At 67.0% G+C, this 17,555-nt stretch carries 12 protein-coding genes; 8 read left to right on the top strand and 4 right to left on the bottom strand.

The features are described 5' to 3' along the window. Window positions 1-43: 43 nt before the first annotated feature. Together CE453_RS26900 and purU are read right to left on the bottom strand one after the other, a co-directional pair. Entirely contained in the window at window positions 44-1,831 is a 1,788-nt protein-coding gene (locus CE453_RS26900; protein ID WP_089177386.1) for a peptide ABC transporter substrate-binding protein, read from the bottom strand. Window positions 1,832-2,043: 212 nt separating this feature from the next. Then, window positions 2,044-2,907 carry a formyltetrahydrofolate deformylase gene (gene purU, locus CE453_RS26895; protein WP_089177385.1) on the bottom strand — a complete coding sequence of 288 codons (864 nt, stop codon included), beginning with the start codon at window positions 2,905-2,907 and terminating at the stop codon, window positions 2,044-2,046. A gap of 339 nt (window positions 2,908-3,246) precedes the next feature. Between purU and CE453_RS26890 the strand changes: the two genes are divergently transcribed. The 7 genes from CE453_RS26890 to CE453_RS26860 all read left to right on the top strand — a co-directional run bounded on the left by CE453_RS26890 (window position 3,247) and on the right by CE453_RS26860 (window position 12,454). Further along, window positions 3,247-4,047, top strand: coding sequence for an SDR family oxidoreductase (locus CE453_RS26890; RefSeq protein ID WP_089177384.1), 801 nt, complete (start codon window positions 3,247-3,249; stop codon window positions 4,045-4,047). A gap of 60 nt (window positions 4,048-4,107) precedes the next feature. After that, complete coding sequence (gene iolG, locus CE453_RS26885) at window positions 4,108-5,106, top strand: inositol 2-dehydrogenase (protein ID WP_089177383.1); 999 nt, start codon at window positions 4,108-4,110, stop codon at window positions 5,104-5,106. Beyond that, window positions 5,106-5,903, top strand: coding sequence for an inositol monophosphatase family protein (locus CE453_RS26880; protein ID WP_248307890.1), 798 nt, complete (start codon window positions 5,106-5,108; stop codon window positions 5,901-5,903). Before iolG ends, CE453_RS26880 begins: the two co-directional genes overlap by 1 nt. 104 nt (window positions 5,904-6,007) lie before the next feature. Beyond that, window positions 6,008-7,045, top strand: coding sequence for an ABC transporter substrate-binding protein (locus tag CE453_RS26875; protein ID WP_089177382.1), 1,038 nt, complete (start codon window positions 6,008-6,010; stop codon window positions 7,043-7,045). 228 nt (window positions 7,046-7,273) lie between these two features. Then, the gene (locus tag CE453_RS26870; protein WP_089177381.1) at window positions 7,274-9,502 is read left to right on the top strand and encodes an ABC transporter permease; all 2,229 of its coding nucleotides are present in this window, start codon (window positions 7,274-7,276) and stop codon (window positions 9,500-9,502) included. Next, on the top strand, window positions 9,499-10,566 hold the full coding sequence (locus CE453_RS26865; protein ID WP_211200705.1) for an ABC transporter ATP-binding protein: 1,068 nt from the start codon (window positions 9,499-9,501) through the stop codon (window positions 10,564-10,566). The genes CE453_RS26870 and CE453_RS26865 overlap by 4 nt, the downstream gene beginning before the upstream one ends. A 160-nt stretch (window positions 10,567-10,726) precedes the next feature. Next, window positions 10,727-12,454 carry a Na/Pi cotransporter family protein gene (locus tag CE453_RS26860; protein ID WP_089177380.1) on the top strand — a complete coding sequence of 576 codons (1,728 nt, stop codon included), beginning with the start codon at window positions 10,727-10,729 and terminating at the stop codon, window positions 12,452-12,454. A gap of 10 nt (window positions 12,455-12,464) precedes the next feature. Here CE453_RS26860 and CE453_RS26855 read toward each other — a convergent pair whose 3' ends face one another. Further along, window positions 12,465-12,785 (bottom strand): YnfA family protein, encoded by a 321-nt coding sequence (locus tag CE453_RS26855; protein WP_089177379.1) that lies wholly within the window; start codon window positions 12,783-12,785, stop codon window positions 12,465-12,467. Window positions 12,786-12,876: 91 nt separating this feature from the next. Here CE453_RS26855 and CE453_RS26850 point away from each other — a divergent pair, with 91 nt between their 5' ends. Continuing rightward, a complete protein-coding gene (locus CE453_RS26850) occupies window positions 12,877-14,088 on the top strand; it encodes a TIGR03862 family flavoprotein (RefSeq protein ID WP_089177378.1) in 1,212 nt (403 codons plus the stop codon). 13 nt (window positions 14,089-14,101) lie between these two features. Here the strand turns inward: CE453_RS26850 and CE453_RS26845 are convergent, their stop codons facing one another. Beyond that, the gene (locus CE453_RS26845; protein ID WP_089177377.1) at window positions 14,102-17,539 is read right to left on the bottom strand and encodes a class I SAM-dependent DNA methyltransferase; all 3,438 of its coding nucleotides are present in this window, start codon (window positions 17,537-17,539) and stop codon (window positions 14,102-14,104) included. Between the last annotated feature and the right edge of the window lie 16 nt (window positions 17,540-17,555).

The following is a 17,555-nucleotide window of genomic DNA, read 5'->3' as shown; positions in this document are numbered from 1 at the left end:
GGCGCCCTTCACACAGCGAATCCCGTGTGAAGGGCGCTCGAAGTCAGCTGCGATACCAGGCCGCGAGGTTCCAGGTATCGACGTCCCAACCCGAATGGTCATGCGACAGGTTGGTCGTCGCGGCTGCCACGCGGGTGCGCGACAGAAGCGGCAGGATGACGTTGGCCTCGCAGAAGATCTCGTTGACCTTGATCAGCAGCGCGGCGCGCTTGGCCGGGTCGAGCTCCTTCTGAGCCGCCTTGTAGGCCTTGTCGGCTTCCGGATCCGAGTAGCGCGAGACGTTGCGGCCCAGCCACTTGTTTTCCTTGGTCGCGATCTCCCAGGAGACGAACTGGTTGAGGAAGCGCTCCGGATCGGGCTGAGGCTGCGTCGTCGTGTACATTTCGATGTCGGTATAGAGCTTGGTGTAGGTGTCGGGGTTGGCGACGTCCGACGAGAAGAACACCGAGGCCGTCACCGACTTCAGCTCGAGCTCGATACCGGCGCGCTGGCAGGCCTGCTTGATGATGGCCTGGGTCTTCTGGCGCGGGGCATTGATCGAGGTCTGGTAGACGTATTTGAGCTTCTTGCCGTCCTTTTCGCGGACGCCGTCGGAGCCCTTCTTCCAGCCGGCCTCGTCGAGGATCTTGTTGGCCTTGTCGATGTTGAACTCGTATTTCAGCTTGGTCGACTTGAACTGCTTCGGCTCGTTGACGAAGCTCGCCGTCGCGGTACCGCCGCGGCCATAGATGAACTTCTGGATCGAGTCGCGATCGATCAGCAGGTTGATCGCCTGGCGTACGGCCGGATCCGTCAAGGTCGGGTGCTTGGTCTTGATGCTGGAGCGCTCGCCGTCGACCTCGGTCCAGGGGTCGGTCGTGTTCAGGATGATGAACTCGATGTCGCCGGACGGCACGGCGCTGATCTTGCCGCGTCCGCCGGTCTCCATGCGCTTGAGGACCTCGTCCTCGACCTGCAGGTTCCAGGCGTAGTCGTATTCGCCGGTCTGCAGCACGGCACGCGCCGCCGAGACCGCGTCACCGCCACCCTTGACCTCGAGCGTGTCGAAATAGGGCTGGTTCTTGACGTGGTAGTCGGGGTTGCGCTCGGCGGTGACGATGTCGCCGGGCTTGAACTCGACGAATTTGTAGGCGCCGGTTCCGACGGGCTTGAGGTTGGCCGGGGCCTCGCGCGACTTCGCGCCCTTGTAGTCCGCGAAGAGGTGCTTCGGGATGATCATGCCGGCGACGCCGACGAAGGGATCGGCCCAGAACGGGGTCGCTTCCTGGAAGATCACCTTGACGGTGTGATCGTCGACCTTCTCGACCTTGATGTCCTTGTAGGAACCGGTGGTGTAGGCGGCCGTCGCCGGATCGGCGGCATATTCCCAGTTGAAGACGACGTCGTCGGCGGTGAACGGCTTGCCATCGTGCCACTTCACGCCCTGCTTCAGCTTCCAGGTGACGGTCTTGCCGTCGGCGGAGAGCCCGCCATTCTCTCGGGTCGGGGTCTCGGCGGCGAGCTGCGGGATCAGGTTGCCTTCCTTGTCCCAGCCGGCGAGCGGCTCATAGAACACGCGCGAGGCGATCTGGTCCTTGGTGCCCGAGGCGAAATGCGGGTTGAGCAGGGTCGGCGCCTGCCACAGCAGCATCTTCAGCGGGCCGCCGCCGCCAGCCTTGGTCGGCTTGTATTCGAGCGTGGCATTTGCCATCGCCACGTCGTTCCAGGCCAGGATCTGGCTTGCGATCGGCGCCGCGATCCCCACCGCAGCCAGCTTCTGGATGAAGGAGCGTCGCGACAACGCGCCATCCTTCACATCCGCGATCAGACCGCGGATTTGCTGCTCATTCATCGAATTGCCTCCACCTTCAAAAAAACAAAAAGCATCCCCAGCGCTGGACGCGCTATTTTTTCTGGTTGCTGCCCCAGCAAGGCATGGGCCAACGCAAGCGTCAACTGTGCGACGCACAGTGTGGCGCGAAGATCGGCCGCGCGAGGCGGCCGAAGGGCTCGTTTTTCCGGTGTTCTGCAGAAAATCGCGCGGATTGCGCAATTTTGTTCGAATCAGTCGATGAAGACGACCGTTTTCTGCCCGTTGAGAAGCACGCGGTCCTCCAGGTGGTGGAGGACGGCCCGGGCCAGTACGCGGCGCTCGATGTCGCGGCCCTTGCGGACCAGGTCATCCGGCGTGTCGCGATGCGAGATGCGTTCGACGTCCTGCTCGATGATCGGGCCTTCGTCGAGATCATGCGTGACGTAATGGGCGGTGGCGCCGATCAGCTTGACCCCGCGCTGATGCGCCTGGTGGTAGGGCTTGGCGCCCTTGAAGCCGGGCAGGAACGAGTGATGGATATTGATGCAGCGCCCGGCGAGCTTGGCTGAAAATCCATCAGACAGGATCTGCATGTAGCGGGCGAGGATGACGAGGTCCGTCCCCGTCTGCTGGATCAGCCGCCAGATTTCCGCCTCCTGCTCCATCTTGCTCTGGCGCGTCACCGGCAGATGGTGGAATGGCAGCGTGCCCAGGTCGGTCGAGGCGATGTGCTCGCGCGCGTGATTCGAAACGATGCCGGTGATATCCATCGGCATCTCGCCGATCCGCCAGCGATAGATCAGATCGGCGAGGCAGTGGTCGAATTTCGAGACCAGCAGCATCACGCGCTTCTTCTGAGCCATCTCCCGCAGGTTGAACGTCATTGCGAAACGCTGGGCGAGCTCGGCCACCGCGGCGGCGATGGCGCCATGCGGCTGGCTGCCCTCCAGCCGGTTGAAGACGACACGCATGAAGAAGCGTCCCGTCTCGGTGTCGTCGAACTGTTGGGCGTCGAGGATATTGCAGCCGGCCTCGAACAGCAGGGTCGAGACGGCGGCGACGATGCCGGGCCGGTTGGGGCAGGACAGGGTAAGGATGGCGCTGTGTTCGAGCATGGCTGTTACCGCCGCTGCGGCGGTCCTTCGGCAAGAATGACGGAAATAACGGGGGGTGGGCGGCGCGCGACGCGCGCCGTCAACCTCGCCCGCTCTGGGGCCTTGCACCGGCGCTGGCCGGGCTCGTCAGGGCTGGTGCCGTCAAGGGCATTGCGAAGGGTTCCAGGACGGCCGCGCGGGGCCGCAACCCTGCAACACCGCGTGCGGGCCTGCTTGTCAAGCGCCGGCACCGATGGGTCCTGCGTGGATCAGCTTGACTTGGCTGAGTCGAAAATGGAATATTTATTCCAACAAGCGGGAAACTAAAAAATTCCTGCCATCTCAGGGGAGTTCCGGCAGGTGCCGCAGACCGCAAGCTTCAATCGCGGCCTCGAGGGGAGGGTGGCGATCGTCACCGGCGCCAGCCAGGGGCTGGGCGAGGCGATCGCGCGCGAATTCGTCGCCCGTGGCCTGCGCGGCATTCTGTTGACGGGGCGCAACCGCGAGCGCGGCGAGGCGGTCGCGGCGAACCTGCGCGCCGAGGGCTGCGAGGCTCGTTTCCATCAGGTCGATCTCGCCGATCTCGATGCCGTGCGACAGATCGTCCCGGCTGCCGCGGCGGCCTTCAACCATGTCGACATCCTCGTCAACGCCGCCGGCGATACCGACCGCGGCACCATCTTCGACACGGCGCCGGCCCTCTACGAGCGGATCATGGCGGTCAATCTCCGCGCGCCCTTTTTCCTGATCCAGGACGTCGCCGATCTGATGCGTCGGCAGGGGCAGTCCGGCGCCATCGTCAACATCCAGTCGATGTCGGCCCATGGCGGTCAGCCTTTCCTCTCCGCCTACAGCGTCTCGAAGGGCGCCCTCGCGGTGCTGACCAAGAACGCGGCCTATGGGCTGATCAAGCACCGCATCCGCGTCAACGGCCTCAATATCGGCTGGATGGCGACGCCGGGCGAGGATGCGATCATGAAGCTGCGCCATGACGCCAAGGACGGCTGGCTGGAGGAGGCCTCCGCCGGCCAGCCCTTCGGCCGGCTGATCGATCCGCGCGAGGTCGCCAAGGCGGTCGCCTATCTCGCTTCCGACGAATCCGGGCTGATGACCGGCTCCAACATCGATTTCGACCAGACCATCCTCGGCGCGCATGACTAGCGCTCCGGCCATATTCGCGGCAGGACGGCCGGCAGACGGACCATAGGACTGAAGACGACCATGAAGATCGGATTGCTGGGCGCCGGCCGCATCGGGCGCATCCACGGGCTGAACGTCGCCGCGCGCGGCGATGCCGAACTCGTCGCCGTCACAGACGCGATGCCGGAGGCTGCCGCCTCGCTCGCCGCCGCGACCGGCGCCAAGGCGACGAGCACGGAGGCGATCCTCGCCGATCCGGCGATCGACGCCGTCCTGATCTGCACGCCGACCGACACCCATGCCGATCTGATCGAGCAGGCTGTCTCGGCCGGCAAGGCCGTGTTCTGCGAGAAGCCGGTCGATCTCGACGCCGCCCGCATCCGCCGCTGCCTGGCGACGGTCGAGAAATCGGGCAAGCCGCTGATGATCGGCTTCAACCGCCGCTTCGACCCGAATTTCGCCGCGCTGGAAAAGCGTCTGCGCGCGGGCGAGGCCGGCGCGATCGAGATCGTCACCGTGATCTCGCGCGATCCCGCCCCGCCGCCGGTCGACTACGTCAGGCGCTCGGGCGGGCTCTTCCGCGACATGATGATCCACGACTTCGACATGGCGCGCTTCCTCCTGGCCGAGGAGCCGGTCGAGGTCTTCGCGCTCGGTTCCGCCCTCGTCGACAAGGCGATCGGCGAGGCCGGCGATGTCGACACCGCCGCCGTGGTGATGAAGACGGCCTCGGGCAAGATCGCGCAGATCTCGAACTCGCGGCGCGCGACCTATGGCTATGACCAGCGCATCGAGGTGCATGGCGCCAAAGGCATGCTGCGCGCCGGCAATATCCACGAGACGACCGTCGAGATCGCGACAGGGCAGGGCTTCCGGGCCGATCCCGTCCAGAACTTCTTCCTGGAGCGCTATGCCGCGGCCTACCGCGCCGAGCTCGACGCCTTCATTGCCGCCTGCAACGGCAAGGCGGCGGCCTCGCCGACCGGGCTCGACGGCCTGAAGGCGCAGATCCTCGCCGATGCGGCGACCGAGTCCGCCCGGACCGGCCAGCCGGTGCGCGTCGATCTGGGGGGCAAGTGATGACGGGCGGGCCGATGACGCCGGCCGAACGCGATCTGCGCTATTACGCGGCGCTCGGCCTCGCCACCGAGGCGAGCCATCTGGCACTGGGCTATTTCAACAAGCGCGAATCCCTCGGCATCTCGATGAAGGGCGCGCAGGACTGGCTCACCGTCGCCGATGGCAAGGTCGAGGACTTCCTGCGCCGGCGCCTCTCCGAGCTCTTTCCGAACGACTCCGTCATCGGCGAGGAGGGCGGCGGCAAGCCGTCCGATGCTGTCTGGATCCTCGATCCGATCGATGGCACTGCGAATTTCGCCCATGGCGACCGCAACTGGTGCATTTCCATCGGCTTCCTGGCGGATCGCAAGCCCGAGATCGGCGTCGTCGCCGCGCCGGCGCTGGGCGAGGTCTACGCTGCCCGCCGCGGGGCTGGCGCGACGCTGAACGGCGAGCCGATCAAGGTCTCCGGCGCCACCGATATCGCCCGCGCCGCTTTCGAGCTCGGCTGGTCGACCCGCGTGCCGGCCGAGCGCTATCTCGAGGTGATCGCGCGCGGCTATGCGGCGGGCGCCGCGGTGAAGCGCGGCGGCTCCGGCACGCTTGGCCTCTGCCACACGGCCTGCGGCTGGAGCGAGGGCTACGCGGAACTGCACATCAACGCCTGGGACGTCGCGGCGGGCATCGTCATCGCCAGCGAGGCCGGCGCCTATGTCAATGATTTCTTCGCTGGCGAAGGGATCTCGAAGGGCAATCCGATCCTGTGCTGCACGCCGGAATTGGTTTCGGAGCTGAGGAAGATCACAGGAATCGCTTAGCCGGCGCGTTATTTCGTTGATCTTTTTGGCGCGCTCGTTTCACTTTCGCATCAACCAGCAGAGCCGGACGACAGAAGCCGGTCCACTCGATCAGGGAGGTTACCATGCAGTCGAAATCCTGGGTCAGGGCGGGGCTCTTCGCCGCGCTTGCCACCGCGGCCTTCGCCGCCACGCCGGCCCGTGCCCAAGGGTCGCTCGTCATGTATTGCGGCGTCCAGGAAGAATGGTGCCGCGCCATGTCGAACGCCTTCGAGAAGGAGACCGGCATCAAGGTCGCGATGACGCGCAAGTCGGCGGGCGAGATCTATGCCCAGCTCAAGGCCGAATCCTCGAACCCGCGCGGCGACATCTGGTGGGGCGGCACCGGCGACCCGCATCTGCAGGCGGCGGAGGAGGGGCTGACCCAGGAATATGAATCGCCGAAGAACAAGGAGCTCCATAGCTGGGCGATCGACCAGTGGAAGGCGGCCAAGCACCGCTCGGTCGGCATCTATGCCGGCGCGCTCGGCTTCGGCTTCAACACCGAGCAGATCAAGGCCAAGGGCATCCCCGAGCCGAAATGCTGGGCCGACCTGCTCAACCCGAAGCTGAAGGACGACGTCCAGGTCGCCGACCCGAACTCCTCGGGCACGGCCTACAACCTGCTCGCCACCGTCGTGCAGCTGATGGGCGAGGACAAGGGCTTCGATTACCTCAAGGCCCTGCACAAGAACATCAGCCAGTACACCAAGTCGGGCGCCGCGCCGGCCAAGGCCGCCAGCCTCGGCGAGACCGCCGTCGGCATCGTCTTCATCCATGACGCGGTGGTCTTCGCGGTGCAGGGCGACCCGATCAAGCCGGTCGCGCCCTGCGAGGGCACGGGCTACGAGATCGGCTCGATGTCGATCGTCAAGGGTGCGCGCAATCTCGACAACGCCAAGAAGTTCTACGACTGGGCCCTGACCCCGGCCGCCCAGGCGCTCGCCGCCCCGGCCAAGTCCTATCAGGTGCCGTCGAACAAGGCCGCGCCGGTGCCGCCGCAGTCGCCGAAGATGGATCAGATGAAGCTGATCAACTATGACTTCGTGAAATACGGCTCCTCGGCCGAGCGCACCCGCCTGCTCGCCAAGTGGGACAAGGAAGTCAAGGCACTGCCGAAATAAGGCGCTGCTTGCGAGGCGTGTTTTCGGGTGACCCCGGGAACACGCCGTCATCCCGGGCTCGACCCGGGGTCCATGCCCGAACCTCCCCGCTGAAGGCGCAGGCATGGATCCCGGATCTCAGCTTCGCTCCGTCCGGGATGACGGAGCGGGCCTGCATCGAACCGCACCAGAAACGCGAAGACCGGCTGGAACCGGTCCGGATCATTGTCGAGAGGGAACAGGGCAACCATGGCGCCGGCGACGCGATTTGTGCTGCTGATCGGCTGGCTCGGCTATGCGCTGATGCCCTGGTACCTCGTCGAGGGCATGGGGCTGGCGGATTGGGGCTGGCTCGCCGAATATCCCTTCGGCAAGGCCGGCAGTGCCCTGGCGCTCGTGCTCTCGGGCCAGACGCCCTGGCTCCTGCCGCCCGGCGTCGCGCTCGTCGCGGCGACCTTGTTCTGGGGTAGCGGCGACCGCCAGCGCACGGCCCGCGTGCTGATCTGGGCCGGCTTGCTCGGCCTGCTGCTGTTCTTCGCCCAGGCTTTCGCCATCGTGCTGAAGGACCAGGGCATCGCCTGGCTCGCCGCCTTGCTCGGCGGCGGCGGCGCGACGCAGCGCGGCATCGGTGGCGGCGCCTTCCTGACGCTGCTCTCCCTGCTCTTCCTGCTCTGCCATGGCCTGGCCTATCGCGGCGTCTGCCGCGGCGATCTCTTCACCGTCTCGACGATCGGCCTGATCATCCTGCTGATCGGCATCTTCATCTTCTTCCCGGTCGCGATCATCCTGAAGAGCGCGCTGGTCGACCAGAACGGGGCCTTCGCGCCCGCGGCCTTCGTCGACGCCTTCTTCGATTCCTCGATCTGGGGGCTGGGCTGCGTCACCAGCAACACCAATTGCGGCGTCGCCTGGAACACGCTGATCCTCGCCGTGCTCTGCGGCGTCATCACCACCCTGCTCGGGCTCGCCTGCGCGCTGCTGATCCTGCGCACCGGCATGCCGGGCAAGCGCATCATGCGGGCGCTGACGGTGCTGCCGATCATCACCCCGCCTTTCGTCATCGGCCTGGCGCTGATCCTGCTGTTCGGCCGCGCCGGCGCGGTCTCGACCTTGCTCTACGAGTGGTTCGATATCCCGCGCTCGCGCTGGCTCTATGGCTTGCCCGGCGTCTTGCTGGCGCAGGTGCTGGCCTTCGCGCCGATCGCCTTCCTCGTTCTGATCGGCGTGGTGCAGGGCATCTCGCCCAGTCTCGAGGAGGCCTCGCAGACGCTTGGCGCCAAGCGCTGGCAGACCTTCCGCACCGTGACCTGGCCGCTGCTGCGCCCGGGCATCGCCAATGCCTTCCTGCTCGGCTTCGTCGAGAGCATGGCCGATTTCGGCAATCCACTGGTGCTCGCCGGCAATTTCGAGGTGCTTTCGACCAAGATCTTCTTCGCGGTGGTCGGCGCCTCCTACAATCAGGGGCAGGCGGCGGTGCTCGCCATCGTCCTGCTCGCCTTCACGCTCGGGGCCTTCTGGATCCAGCAGCGCTGGCTCGGTGGCAAATCCTACACGACCGTCACCGGCAAGGGCGATGCCGGTCTGCCGACGCCGCTGCCGCGCCGCGTCTCCTGGCTGGCGACGGCGGCGATCGTGCCCTGGGTGGCGCTGACGCTGGTGATCTATGTCGTCATCCTGGTCGGCGGCTTCGTCCGCAACATGGGCCGGGACTACACCCCGACGCTGCAGCACTACCTGACGGGCTTCTCCATCGACTTCAGCAACGGCCTCTATTTCGAGGGCTCGGCCTGGCCCTCCTTCTTCACCACGATCAAGGTCGCCGCGATCTCGGCGCCGCTGACCGCGCTGATCGGCCTGCTCACCGCCTATCTGCTGACGCGCCAGCGCTTCCGCGGCCGCTCGACGCTGGAATTCGCGACGATGCTCTCCTTTGCCATCCCCGGCACGGTGCTCGGCGTCGCCTATATCCTCGCCTTCAACGTGCCGCCGGTGGAGATCACCGGGACGGGACTGATCCTCGTCATCGCCTTCGTCTTCCGCAACATGCCGGTCGGCGTGCGCTCCGGCATCGCCGGGCTGTCGCAGATCGACAAGAGCCTCGACGAGGCCTCGACCACCCTGCGCGCCCGCAGCTTCACCACGCTCTGGCGCGTCGTGCTGCCGCTGCTGAAGCCCGCTCTGGTCTCGGCGCTGGTCTATTCCTTCGTGCGCTCGATGACGGCGGTCAGCGCCGTGATCTTCCTGGTCTCGGCCGAATACAACCTCTCCACCGCCTATATCGTCGGGCGCGTCGAGGCAGGCGAATTCGGCCTCGCCATCGCCTATTCCTCGGTGCTGATCGTCTTCATGGCGCTTGGCATCGCCCTCATCCAGTTCCTCGTCGGCGAGCGCAAGCTCGGCCGGCGCAAGACCGGGGCCAGGAGCCCGGCACTGTCCGGCTCGGTCGCCGACCCCATCACTCAGGGAGCAGCAAGTTGACGAAGGCCGGCCCCGCTTCCGTCGAATTCCGCAATGTCTCGATGCGTTATGGCTCGGTGACGGCGGTCGACAATGTCAGTTTCTCCATCGAGCCCGGTCAGCTCGTCACGCTGCTCGGCCCCTCCGGCTGCGGCAAGACCACGACGCTGCGCATGATCGCCGGGTTGGAGATTGCCTCCGAAGGCCAGATCATGATCGGCGGCAACGACGTCACCAAGCTCTCGGCGGCCGATCGCGACGTCTCGATGGTGTTCCAGTCCTATGCGCTGTTTCCGCATATGAGCGTGCTGGAGAACGCCGCTTATGGCCCCACCGTGAAGGGCATGGGCAAGGAGCAGGCGAAGCAGATGGCGCTGGAGAAGCTGGCGCTGGTCGGCCTCAAGGGTTTCGAGAGCCGTTACCCGTCCGAACTCTCCGGCGGACAGCAGCAGCGCGTCGCCGTCGCTCGCGCGCTCGTCCTGGAGCCGCAGGTTCTGCTTTTCGACGAGCCGCTCTCCAACCTCGATGCCAAGCTGCGTCGCCGGGTGCGCGAGGAGATCCGCGAATTGCAGCAGGATCTCAACCTGACCGTGGCCTACGTCACCCATGATCAGGAGGAGGCGCTCGCCGTCTCCGACCGCATCATCGTGATGTCGAACGCGAAGATCGCCCAGCAGGGCGCTCCGCGCGACCTTTACGAGCAGCCCGCCAATGCCTTCGTCGCCGACTTCATCGGCGACGCCAACCTCGTCGACGTCACGGTGAAGGCCGTGGCGGACGGCCGCGCCGATGTCGGCATCGGCTCCGCCACCGTCTCGCTGCCGGCGCGCGGTCTCGGGGCCGGTCCGGCCCGGGTCGCGATCCGGCCGGAGGCACTGCTGCTTGGGGAGCCTGGGCAGGCCGGCGCCTTACCGGGCACGATCCGCAAATGCGCCTATCTCGGCAACCACCTCGACATCATGGTCGAAACCGAGGTCGGCGAGCTGTTCGTGGTGCAATATGGCGCCCGCGACCTGCTGGAACCAGGATCTCCCGTCGCGGTTTCCTTCGCGAAGTCGGGCGTGACGCTGATTCCGCCCGCTTGAGCCCGCTTTAGCGACAAACGAGCGCATCGGAACGCGGCAAATACGGAAATTCTGCCGCATTCTCAGCACTTTCACTGTATATAGCTGTTGAGTTGGCTAATCAAAAATTGATAGATTCAGCCTAGTCTCACCACCTGAATCGGGGAAAGACCGCACGGAAATGGCCACGAGCGAGAGCGCAACCAATATCCTGATCCACCTGGCGGGCGGCGTCGCGCTGCTGATCTGGGCGGTCAGGCTGGTGCGAACCGGCGCGATGCGCGCCTTCGGCTCGCAGCTTCGCCATGCCCTGCAGAGCTTCACCCGCAACCGCTTCGCCGCCTTCGGCAGCGGCATCGTGGTGACGATGGTGCTGCAGAGCTCGACGGCGACGACGCTGCTCGTATCCTCCTTCGCCGGTCAGGCGCTGATCGGTTCGGCCATGGCGCTCGCCGTGCTGCTCGGCGCCAATCTGGGTACCGCGCTCGCCGCCTTCGTCATCTCGATGGATCTCGGCTGGGTCTGGGGCCTATGCGTCGCGATCGGCGTCGCGATGTATCTGTCGAGCGAGGCGATGGAGCGCCCGCGCAATATCGGCCGCGTGCTGGTCGGCATCGGCCTGATCCTGCTTTCGCTGATCGAGCTCAACACGGCCGCCGCGCCGCTGGCGCAGTCGCCGACCTTCCGCGTCATCCTCGGCGCCATCGGCTCGGAGCCGCTGCTCGCCGTGCTTGTCGCCATCGCCGCGACCTGGATGGTGCATTCCAGCATCGCGGTCATCCTGCTGGTCGCGACCTTCGCCGCCTCGGGGCTCTTCCCGCCCGCGACCGCGCTGACGCTGGTCATCGGCGCCAATCTCGGCAATGCGCTGATCCCGGTGCTCGACCAGCTCGGCGCGCCCGCCGCCCAGCGCCGCGCCGCCGTCGGCAATCTGCTGACGCGTCTGTTGCTGGCGATTGTCATCATCCCCTTCGTCGGCCCGCTGGCCGACTGGCTGACCAGCCTGCCGACCGCAGGCCCGCGTTTCGCCATCGAGTTCCACGTCGCGCTGAACGTCGTCGGCGCGCTGGTCTTCCTGCCCTTCGTCAAGCCGATCGCGCGGCTGGTCGAGCGCTTCATGCCGGGCAAGGACGAGAAGGCCGAGGCGGTGGCGCCGCGCTATCTCGACCCCAACGCCCTCGACAGCCCGACCGAGGCGCTCGCCGGCGCGATGCGCGAGGCGCTGCGGCTCGGTGACCGTGTCGAGGTCATGCTGCGCGACACCATGACCCTGCTGGAGAAGGACGAACTCAAGCTCTCCCGCGCCATCGCTCAGGCCGATGACGGCGTCGACACCATCCACGAGTCGATCAAGCTCTATCTGGTCAAGGTCTCGCGCAACGAATTGACCGACGAGGAGAGCCGCCGCCTGTTCGAGATCATCACGCTGATCACGAATCTGGAGCATATCGGCGACATCATCGACAAGAACCTGCGCGAGCTCGCCGAGAAGAAGATCCGCAAGCGCTACACCTTCTCACCCGAGGGCCTGGCCGAGATCCGCGACTTCCATCATCGCGTCGCCTCGGCGCTGGCGCTGGCGCTCAACGTCTTCGCCACGCGCGACATCGTGCTCGCCCGCCAGCTCTTCGCCGACAAGGCGGCGATGCGCGAGGCCGAGCGACGGGCCACCGACAGCCATTTTCAGCGCCTGCGCTCGGGCCGGCCGGAATCGATCGAGACCAGTGCGATCCATCTCGACATCATCCGCGACCTCAAGCGCATTCACGGCCATATCGTCTCGATCGCCTATCCGATCCTCGAGAGCGCCAATGAATTGCGCGAGAGCCGCCTGCGCGAGACCAAGGCTGCGGCCGAGCAGCGCGAGACGCCCTCCGTGCTGATCCCGGCCCCCCATTCGGGCGGCTGAAGGCCTCGCTTCAGCGCGGCGCCGCGAGGATGATCGCGGCGCCGGCCAGGCAGATCACGCCGCCGGTCAGGTCCCAGCGATCCGGCCTCACCCCCTCGACCGCCCAGAGCCAGCCGAGCGAGGCCGCGATATAGACCCCGCCATAGGCGGCGAAGGCACGGCCCGCCGCTGCGCTCTCGACCAGCGTCAGGAGCCAGGCGAACAGCCCGAGCGAGACGAGCCCCGGCAGCAGCCACCAGACCGGCTTGCCGAGCCGCATCCAGCCCCAGAAGGCGAAGCAGCCGGCGATCTCGCAGAGCGCGGCGCCGATATAGGCGGCGATGGTGGGCATCGGGGAATCCGGCTGGGCTTTTCCAAGGTGGGAGGCCAGTCTAAAGCCAAGCCTCACGGAAACAACGTCGTCGCCAAAGGTCAGGGGAAGCATGCCCGACATCGCCATCATCGGCGCCGGCCCCGCGGGACTCATTGCGGCCGAGCACCTGGCCGTTGCCGGACATCGCGTCACGATCCATGAGCGCATGGCCTCGCCGGCGCGCAAGTTCCTGCTGGCCGGCCGCGGCGGGCTGAACCTCACCCATTCCGAGCCGTTCGAAGCCTTCCTGACACGCTACCGCGAGGCCGCAGGCTGGCTGGAGCCCGCCCTGCGCGCCTTCCCGCCGCTGGCGCTGCGCGACTGGGCCGATGGGCTCGGCGCCGACACCTTCGTCGGCTCCAGCGGTCGCGTCTTTCCGCGTGCGATGAAGGCCTCGCCGCTGCTGCGGGCCTGGCTGCGGCGGCTCGATGGTCTGGGCGTCAGGCTGGCGACCGGTCGACTCTGGACCGGCTGGGATGAGACGGGCTCGCTGACCTTCAGGCTCGCTTCCGCTGAAACTGAAAGCACCCGCCCCGATGCGACGATGCTCGCGCTCGGCGGCGCGAGCTGGCCGCGTCTCGGCTCCGATGGCGGCTGGGCGCCGCTCCTGGCGGGGCGGGGCGTTGCGATCTCACCGCTGAAGCCGGCGAATGCCGGCTTCGCTGTCGCCTGGTCGCCGTTGATGCAGGAACGCTTCGCCGGCCAGCCGCTCAAGCGGGTCGTCCTGCGTTTCGCCGGGGAGACGGCGGCTGGCGAAGCGATGATCGATGCGGGCGGCATCGAGGGCGGCGCGATCTACGCCGTCTCCGCGCCGTTGCGCGAGGCGATCGATCGCGATGGTGCCGCCACGCTCCGGCTCGACCTGCGGCCGGACCTCGCCGTCGATGCGCTCGCCGCGCGCCTGACGAAGCGGCGCAAGGGCGAAACGCTCAGCAACCATCTGCGCAAGGCGGGCGGGCTCTCGACCGTCGCGGTCGCGCTGCTGCGCGAGGCCGCAGGCACCGATCTGCCGGTCGCGTCGGAAGCGCTTGCGGCGCTCATCAAGGATGTCCCGCTGCGTCTCGGTGCGTCGATGCCGATCGACCGCGCCATCTCGACCGCCGGGGGCATCGCTCGCGATTCAGTCGATGCCGGCTTCATGCTGAAGCGCCTGCCCGGCGTCTTCGCCGCGGGCGAAATGCTGGATTGGGAGGCGCCGACCGGCGGCTACCTGCTGCAGGCGAGCTTCGCCACCGGCGTCGCTGCCGCAGCCGGAATGGAGGCGTGGCTGTCGCGGCGCTGAGGCGCACTGCCGGTCATCCCGCAGCCGTCAGCCGACGCACGAAGCGCACGCCGCCATCGACCGTCGAGATCTCCCCGATCCGGGCCAGCGAGACGAGGATGTCGCGCACGGCTCGCTCGACCCGGCGCCCTTGCCGGAACCGCCCGGCGATACCGGCCGCATCGAGCGGGCCGGCCGCACCGGCCAGCGCGCCGAGTACGGCGGCGACGCGCTCGACGGCCTCGGTGGGGAAGGCCGGTTTCGCCAGGGCCGGATGGATCGCGATCAGCACCTCCGCCTCGATCTGCTCGCCGCCCCTGGCCGCGCCGCCGAAGCGCGGACGCTGATAGTCGGGCCGCAGCCAGCGGACCTGGCCGCGTTCCTCCTCCCGAGCCCGCTGCCGGTTAAGCGCGACGAGACGGGCCAGCACCTCCTCCTCGGCCAGATCGGTCGGCCAGCCATAGGCCGCGGCAACGGCGGCATCGATGGCCTGATGGTGCTCGTCGAGGATCAGCGCCAGCCCGCGGTCGCGGACGCTCGTTTCGGCCGCGCTCAGAGGGCTGCGGCTCCGGATGGCATCGCGGACATTGTAGAGCTTGGTCAGGGTGAGATCGGGATGTCCGGCGAGAACCTGTTTGCGCAGGGCGTCCAGTGCCTCTGCTGGCCGCCGGATCGCCTGTTTCTGCGCTTCGCTGGCATCCGGGAAGGGGAAAGGGTCGAAGCAGCGGGATTTTGAGTAGCGGGGGCGATCCTCGAGCGTCGCCCCTTGATGTCGCGACCAGACACCATGAAAGCGCGACGACAGCACGCCGAGATGAAATGCATCCGACAGAGCGACGGCGACCAGCATGTTGTCGGGCAGGATGGATGAATCGAGGAACTGGAAGACGCGGTGTTTCGCGGTCTCGACGGTGACGATGTAGCGTTGGAGAGGGGCGAGGGCGGGGCGCAGTTCGCGCCGCGGCTCCCCGAACACCCACCATAGCAAGCGATAGCTGTCGCGCCGGTTGGCATCGCGGCCGATCATCCTGCCGGCCGCGTCCTTGGCTTCCTTCACCGTCAGACGGAGATGCTGGTAGACTTCCGGAAAGCGCTCGCGGGCGGCCTCGGCGGACAGGCCGAACAGGTCGATGACCATGACGCCGCGCGGCCGTTCGGTCAGGTCGCGGCCGTTGCGATAGGGGCGGATATGCGCTTCCAGATCCGGCCTTCGGCCGAGCCCCAGCGCCTCGGCTTCGGCCGGCGTCACGATGAAGCCCGCGCCGTGCAGCGACATGCCGCGCGAGCACAGCCCGTCATTGGCATGCAAAGCTCCGGCTAGGCTCACATCCACGCCGATGGTCAGGTCGGCATTGATCCGTCCTTCCCGTGTCCTCAGCTCGATCTGCGGCTGATCTGTGTCGAGGCCGGCTTCGGAGACGACCTCCAGCAGCTTCCCTTCATGCTTGCCAGCCTGCGCCACCGTCATCGCGATCCGCACGGCGGCGGCATCCTTTCCCGCCTTGGTCCAGGGATGGTCGGGGATCGCCATGACGAGCGAGAGCGGCCGCTTGCCGCCGAGATGCCGCTCCACGGTTCGGCGCTGGAAGAGCTGCGTGATCGAATTGGTGGTGACGAAGCCGAAGCGCCGGAGTTTCGTGCCCGGCCGGGTCAGGATCTCGGCGGCACGATCCCACCAATACATCACGAAATCGGCGCTCTCGTTCATCTGCGGATGCGCCTTCCAGAGCGATTCCGCATAGAGCTCGCCGAGCCTCGCGCGCAGATCCTTGCCGCCGATGAAGGGCGGGTTGCCGACGATGAATTCCGCTTCCGGCCATTCCGGCCTGCGCGGGTTCGGCAAGGCTTCGTGGCCGTCGCGCCATTGCGGGATCGGCCAGCCATCCCAGCTCAGCACCGCGTCGCGCTTGTAGATGTGGTCGAGCTTTTCGAGGATCGGTTCCTTGGGTGCGAAGCCCCGCGTCCGGAAATGCCATTGCAAATGCCCGATCCAGAGCACGAGATCGGCGATGGCGACGGCCCTGCGATTGGTTTCCATGCCGAGGAATTGCTGCGGCCCGACCGCATGCCGGGCAAACCCGCCGAGCGTCTCGACGCTGCCGAGCTCGCTGGCCGCATCGAGCACCTCGCCTTCGAGCTTCTTCATGAGCTCCTGCGAAACATGGAGGAAATTCCCCGTGCCGCAGGCCGGATCGAGCACGCGCGTCGCGCACAGGTTCTCGTGGAAGCCCTCGACCAATGCCAGGGCCTTGCGGGCGTCGCCGCCGTCGCGCGCCTGCTGTGCCGCTCCGAGCACGGCCCGCCAATCCTCGCGGAGCGGCCCGATCACCGTTTCGACGACGATCCGCTCGACATAGGCGCGGGGCGTGTAATGCGCGCCGAGCCTGGATCGCTCCTGCGGATCGAGCGCCTGCTCCAGCAGCGTGCCGAAGATCGCGGGCTCGACCTCCTTCCAGTCGTGCTCGGCGGCGGCGAGCAGCTCGCCGATCTCCTCGCGGCCGAGCGGATAGACCTTTGCATCCTCGTAGAGCTTGCCGTTGAAGCGCTTCATCCGCTCGCGCACCGAGGTCGAGTACTCGCCCTTGTCCATCGCCTGCCACAGCTCCGAGACCAGCGGCAGGAAGGAACCGGGATCGTCGCGGCAGTCGCGCAGCAGCGTCTTGAAGGCATCCTTGCGGATCAGCCGGACATCCTCGGCGAACATCGTGAACAGGCAGCGCATCAGGAACAGCGCCACCTCCTCCGGATCATGCTCGCGTTCCAGCGCCTTCGAGACCGCCGCCAGCCGCTCGGCGATGGCGCGGGTGACGCGGGCAGCGTGGCGCGCCGGGTCGAGCGTCAGCGGCTCCGTCCAGATCGCGGCGAGACGCCTGCGGATGGCCGGATCGCGCAGATCGTCGAGATGGATGCGGTAGCTCTGCCGGTCGGGGAACTGGACGTAGTTCTTACCCTGCCCGGTGAAGTCGGCGTAGAACTCGAAGCAATGGCCGACATCGCAGATGATCAGGAAGGGCGGCCAGCCATGCGAAGGCGGCAGCGCCTTGGCGTAGTCTTCCGCCTGCCGCTTGGCGTTGAGCATCAGCACGTCCCAGGCGCGGTCGGCGCCGCGCCGGCCACGCGGACCTGCGGGCTCGACGAAGGGCAGGGCGCCCTGCGCCGGCAGCAGCTCCTTCGCCTGCCCCTTCAGCCGGCTCTGCTTCGCCTCCAGCACGAAGGCGCTCTTCTTGTAGAGGTCGATCCGCCCGGTCGTATGCCCGCCCTGCCCGTCGGGAAAGCGCACCGGATATTCGAAGCGATAGGTCACCGCGTCGGAATCGCTGGTCGGCGGCTGCGGCGCCTCGACGCCGATCAGGAGGCACAACTCGCTCAGGAACTGCGCATAGGCCGCCCGTTCCGCGCCTTCCGATACGCGCCAGCGGGCGATGAAGGCCTCGACCTCATCCTCCGCGGGCTCGGACCCGCCCCCCGACATGGTCCGTCCCTCCAGG

The organism is Bosea sp. AS-1 (assembly GCF_002220095.1).
GTDB lineage: Bacteria > Pseudomonadota > Alphaproteobacteria > Rhizobiales > Beijerinckiaceae > Allobosea.
This window is presented reverse-complemented; position numbering and strand designations above follow the sequence as displayed.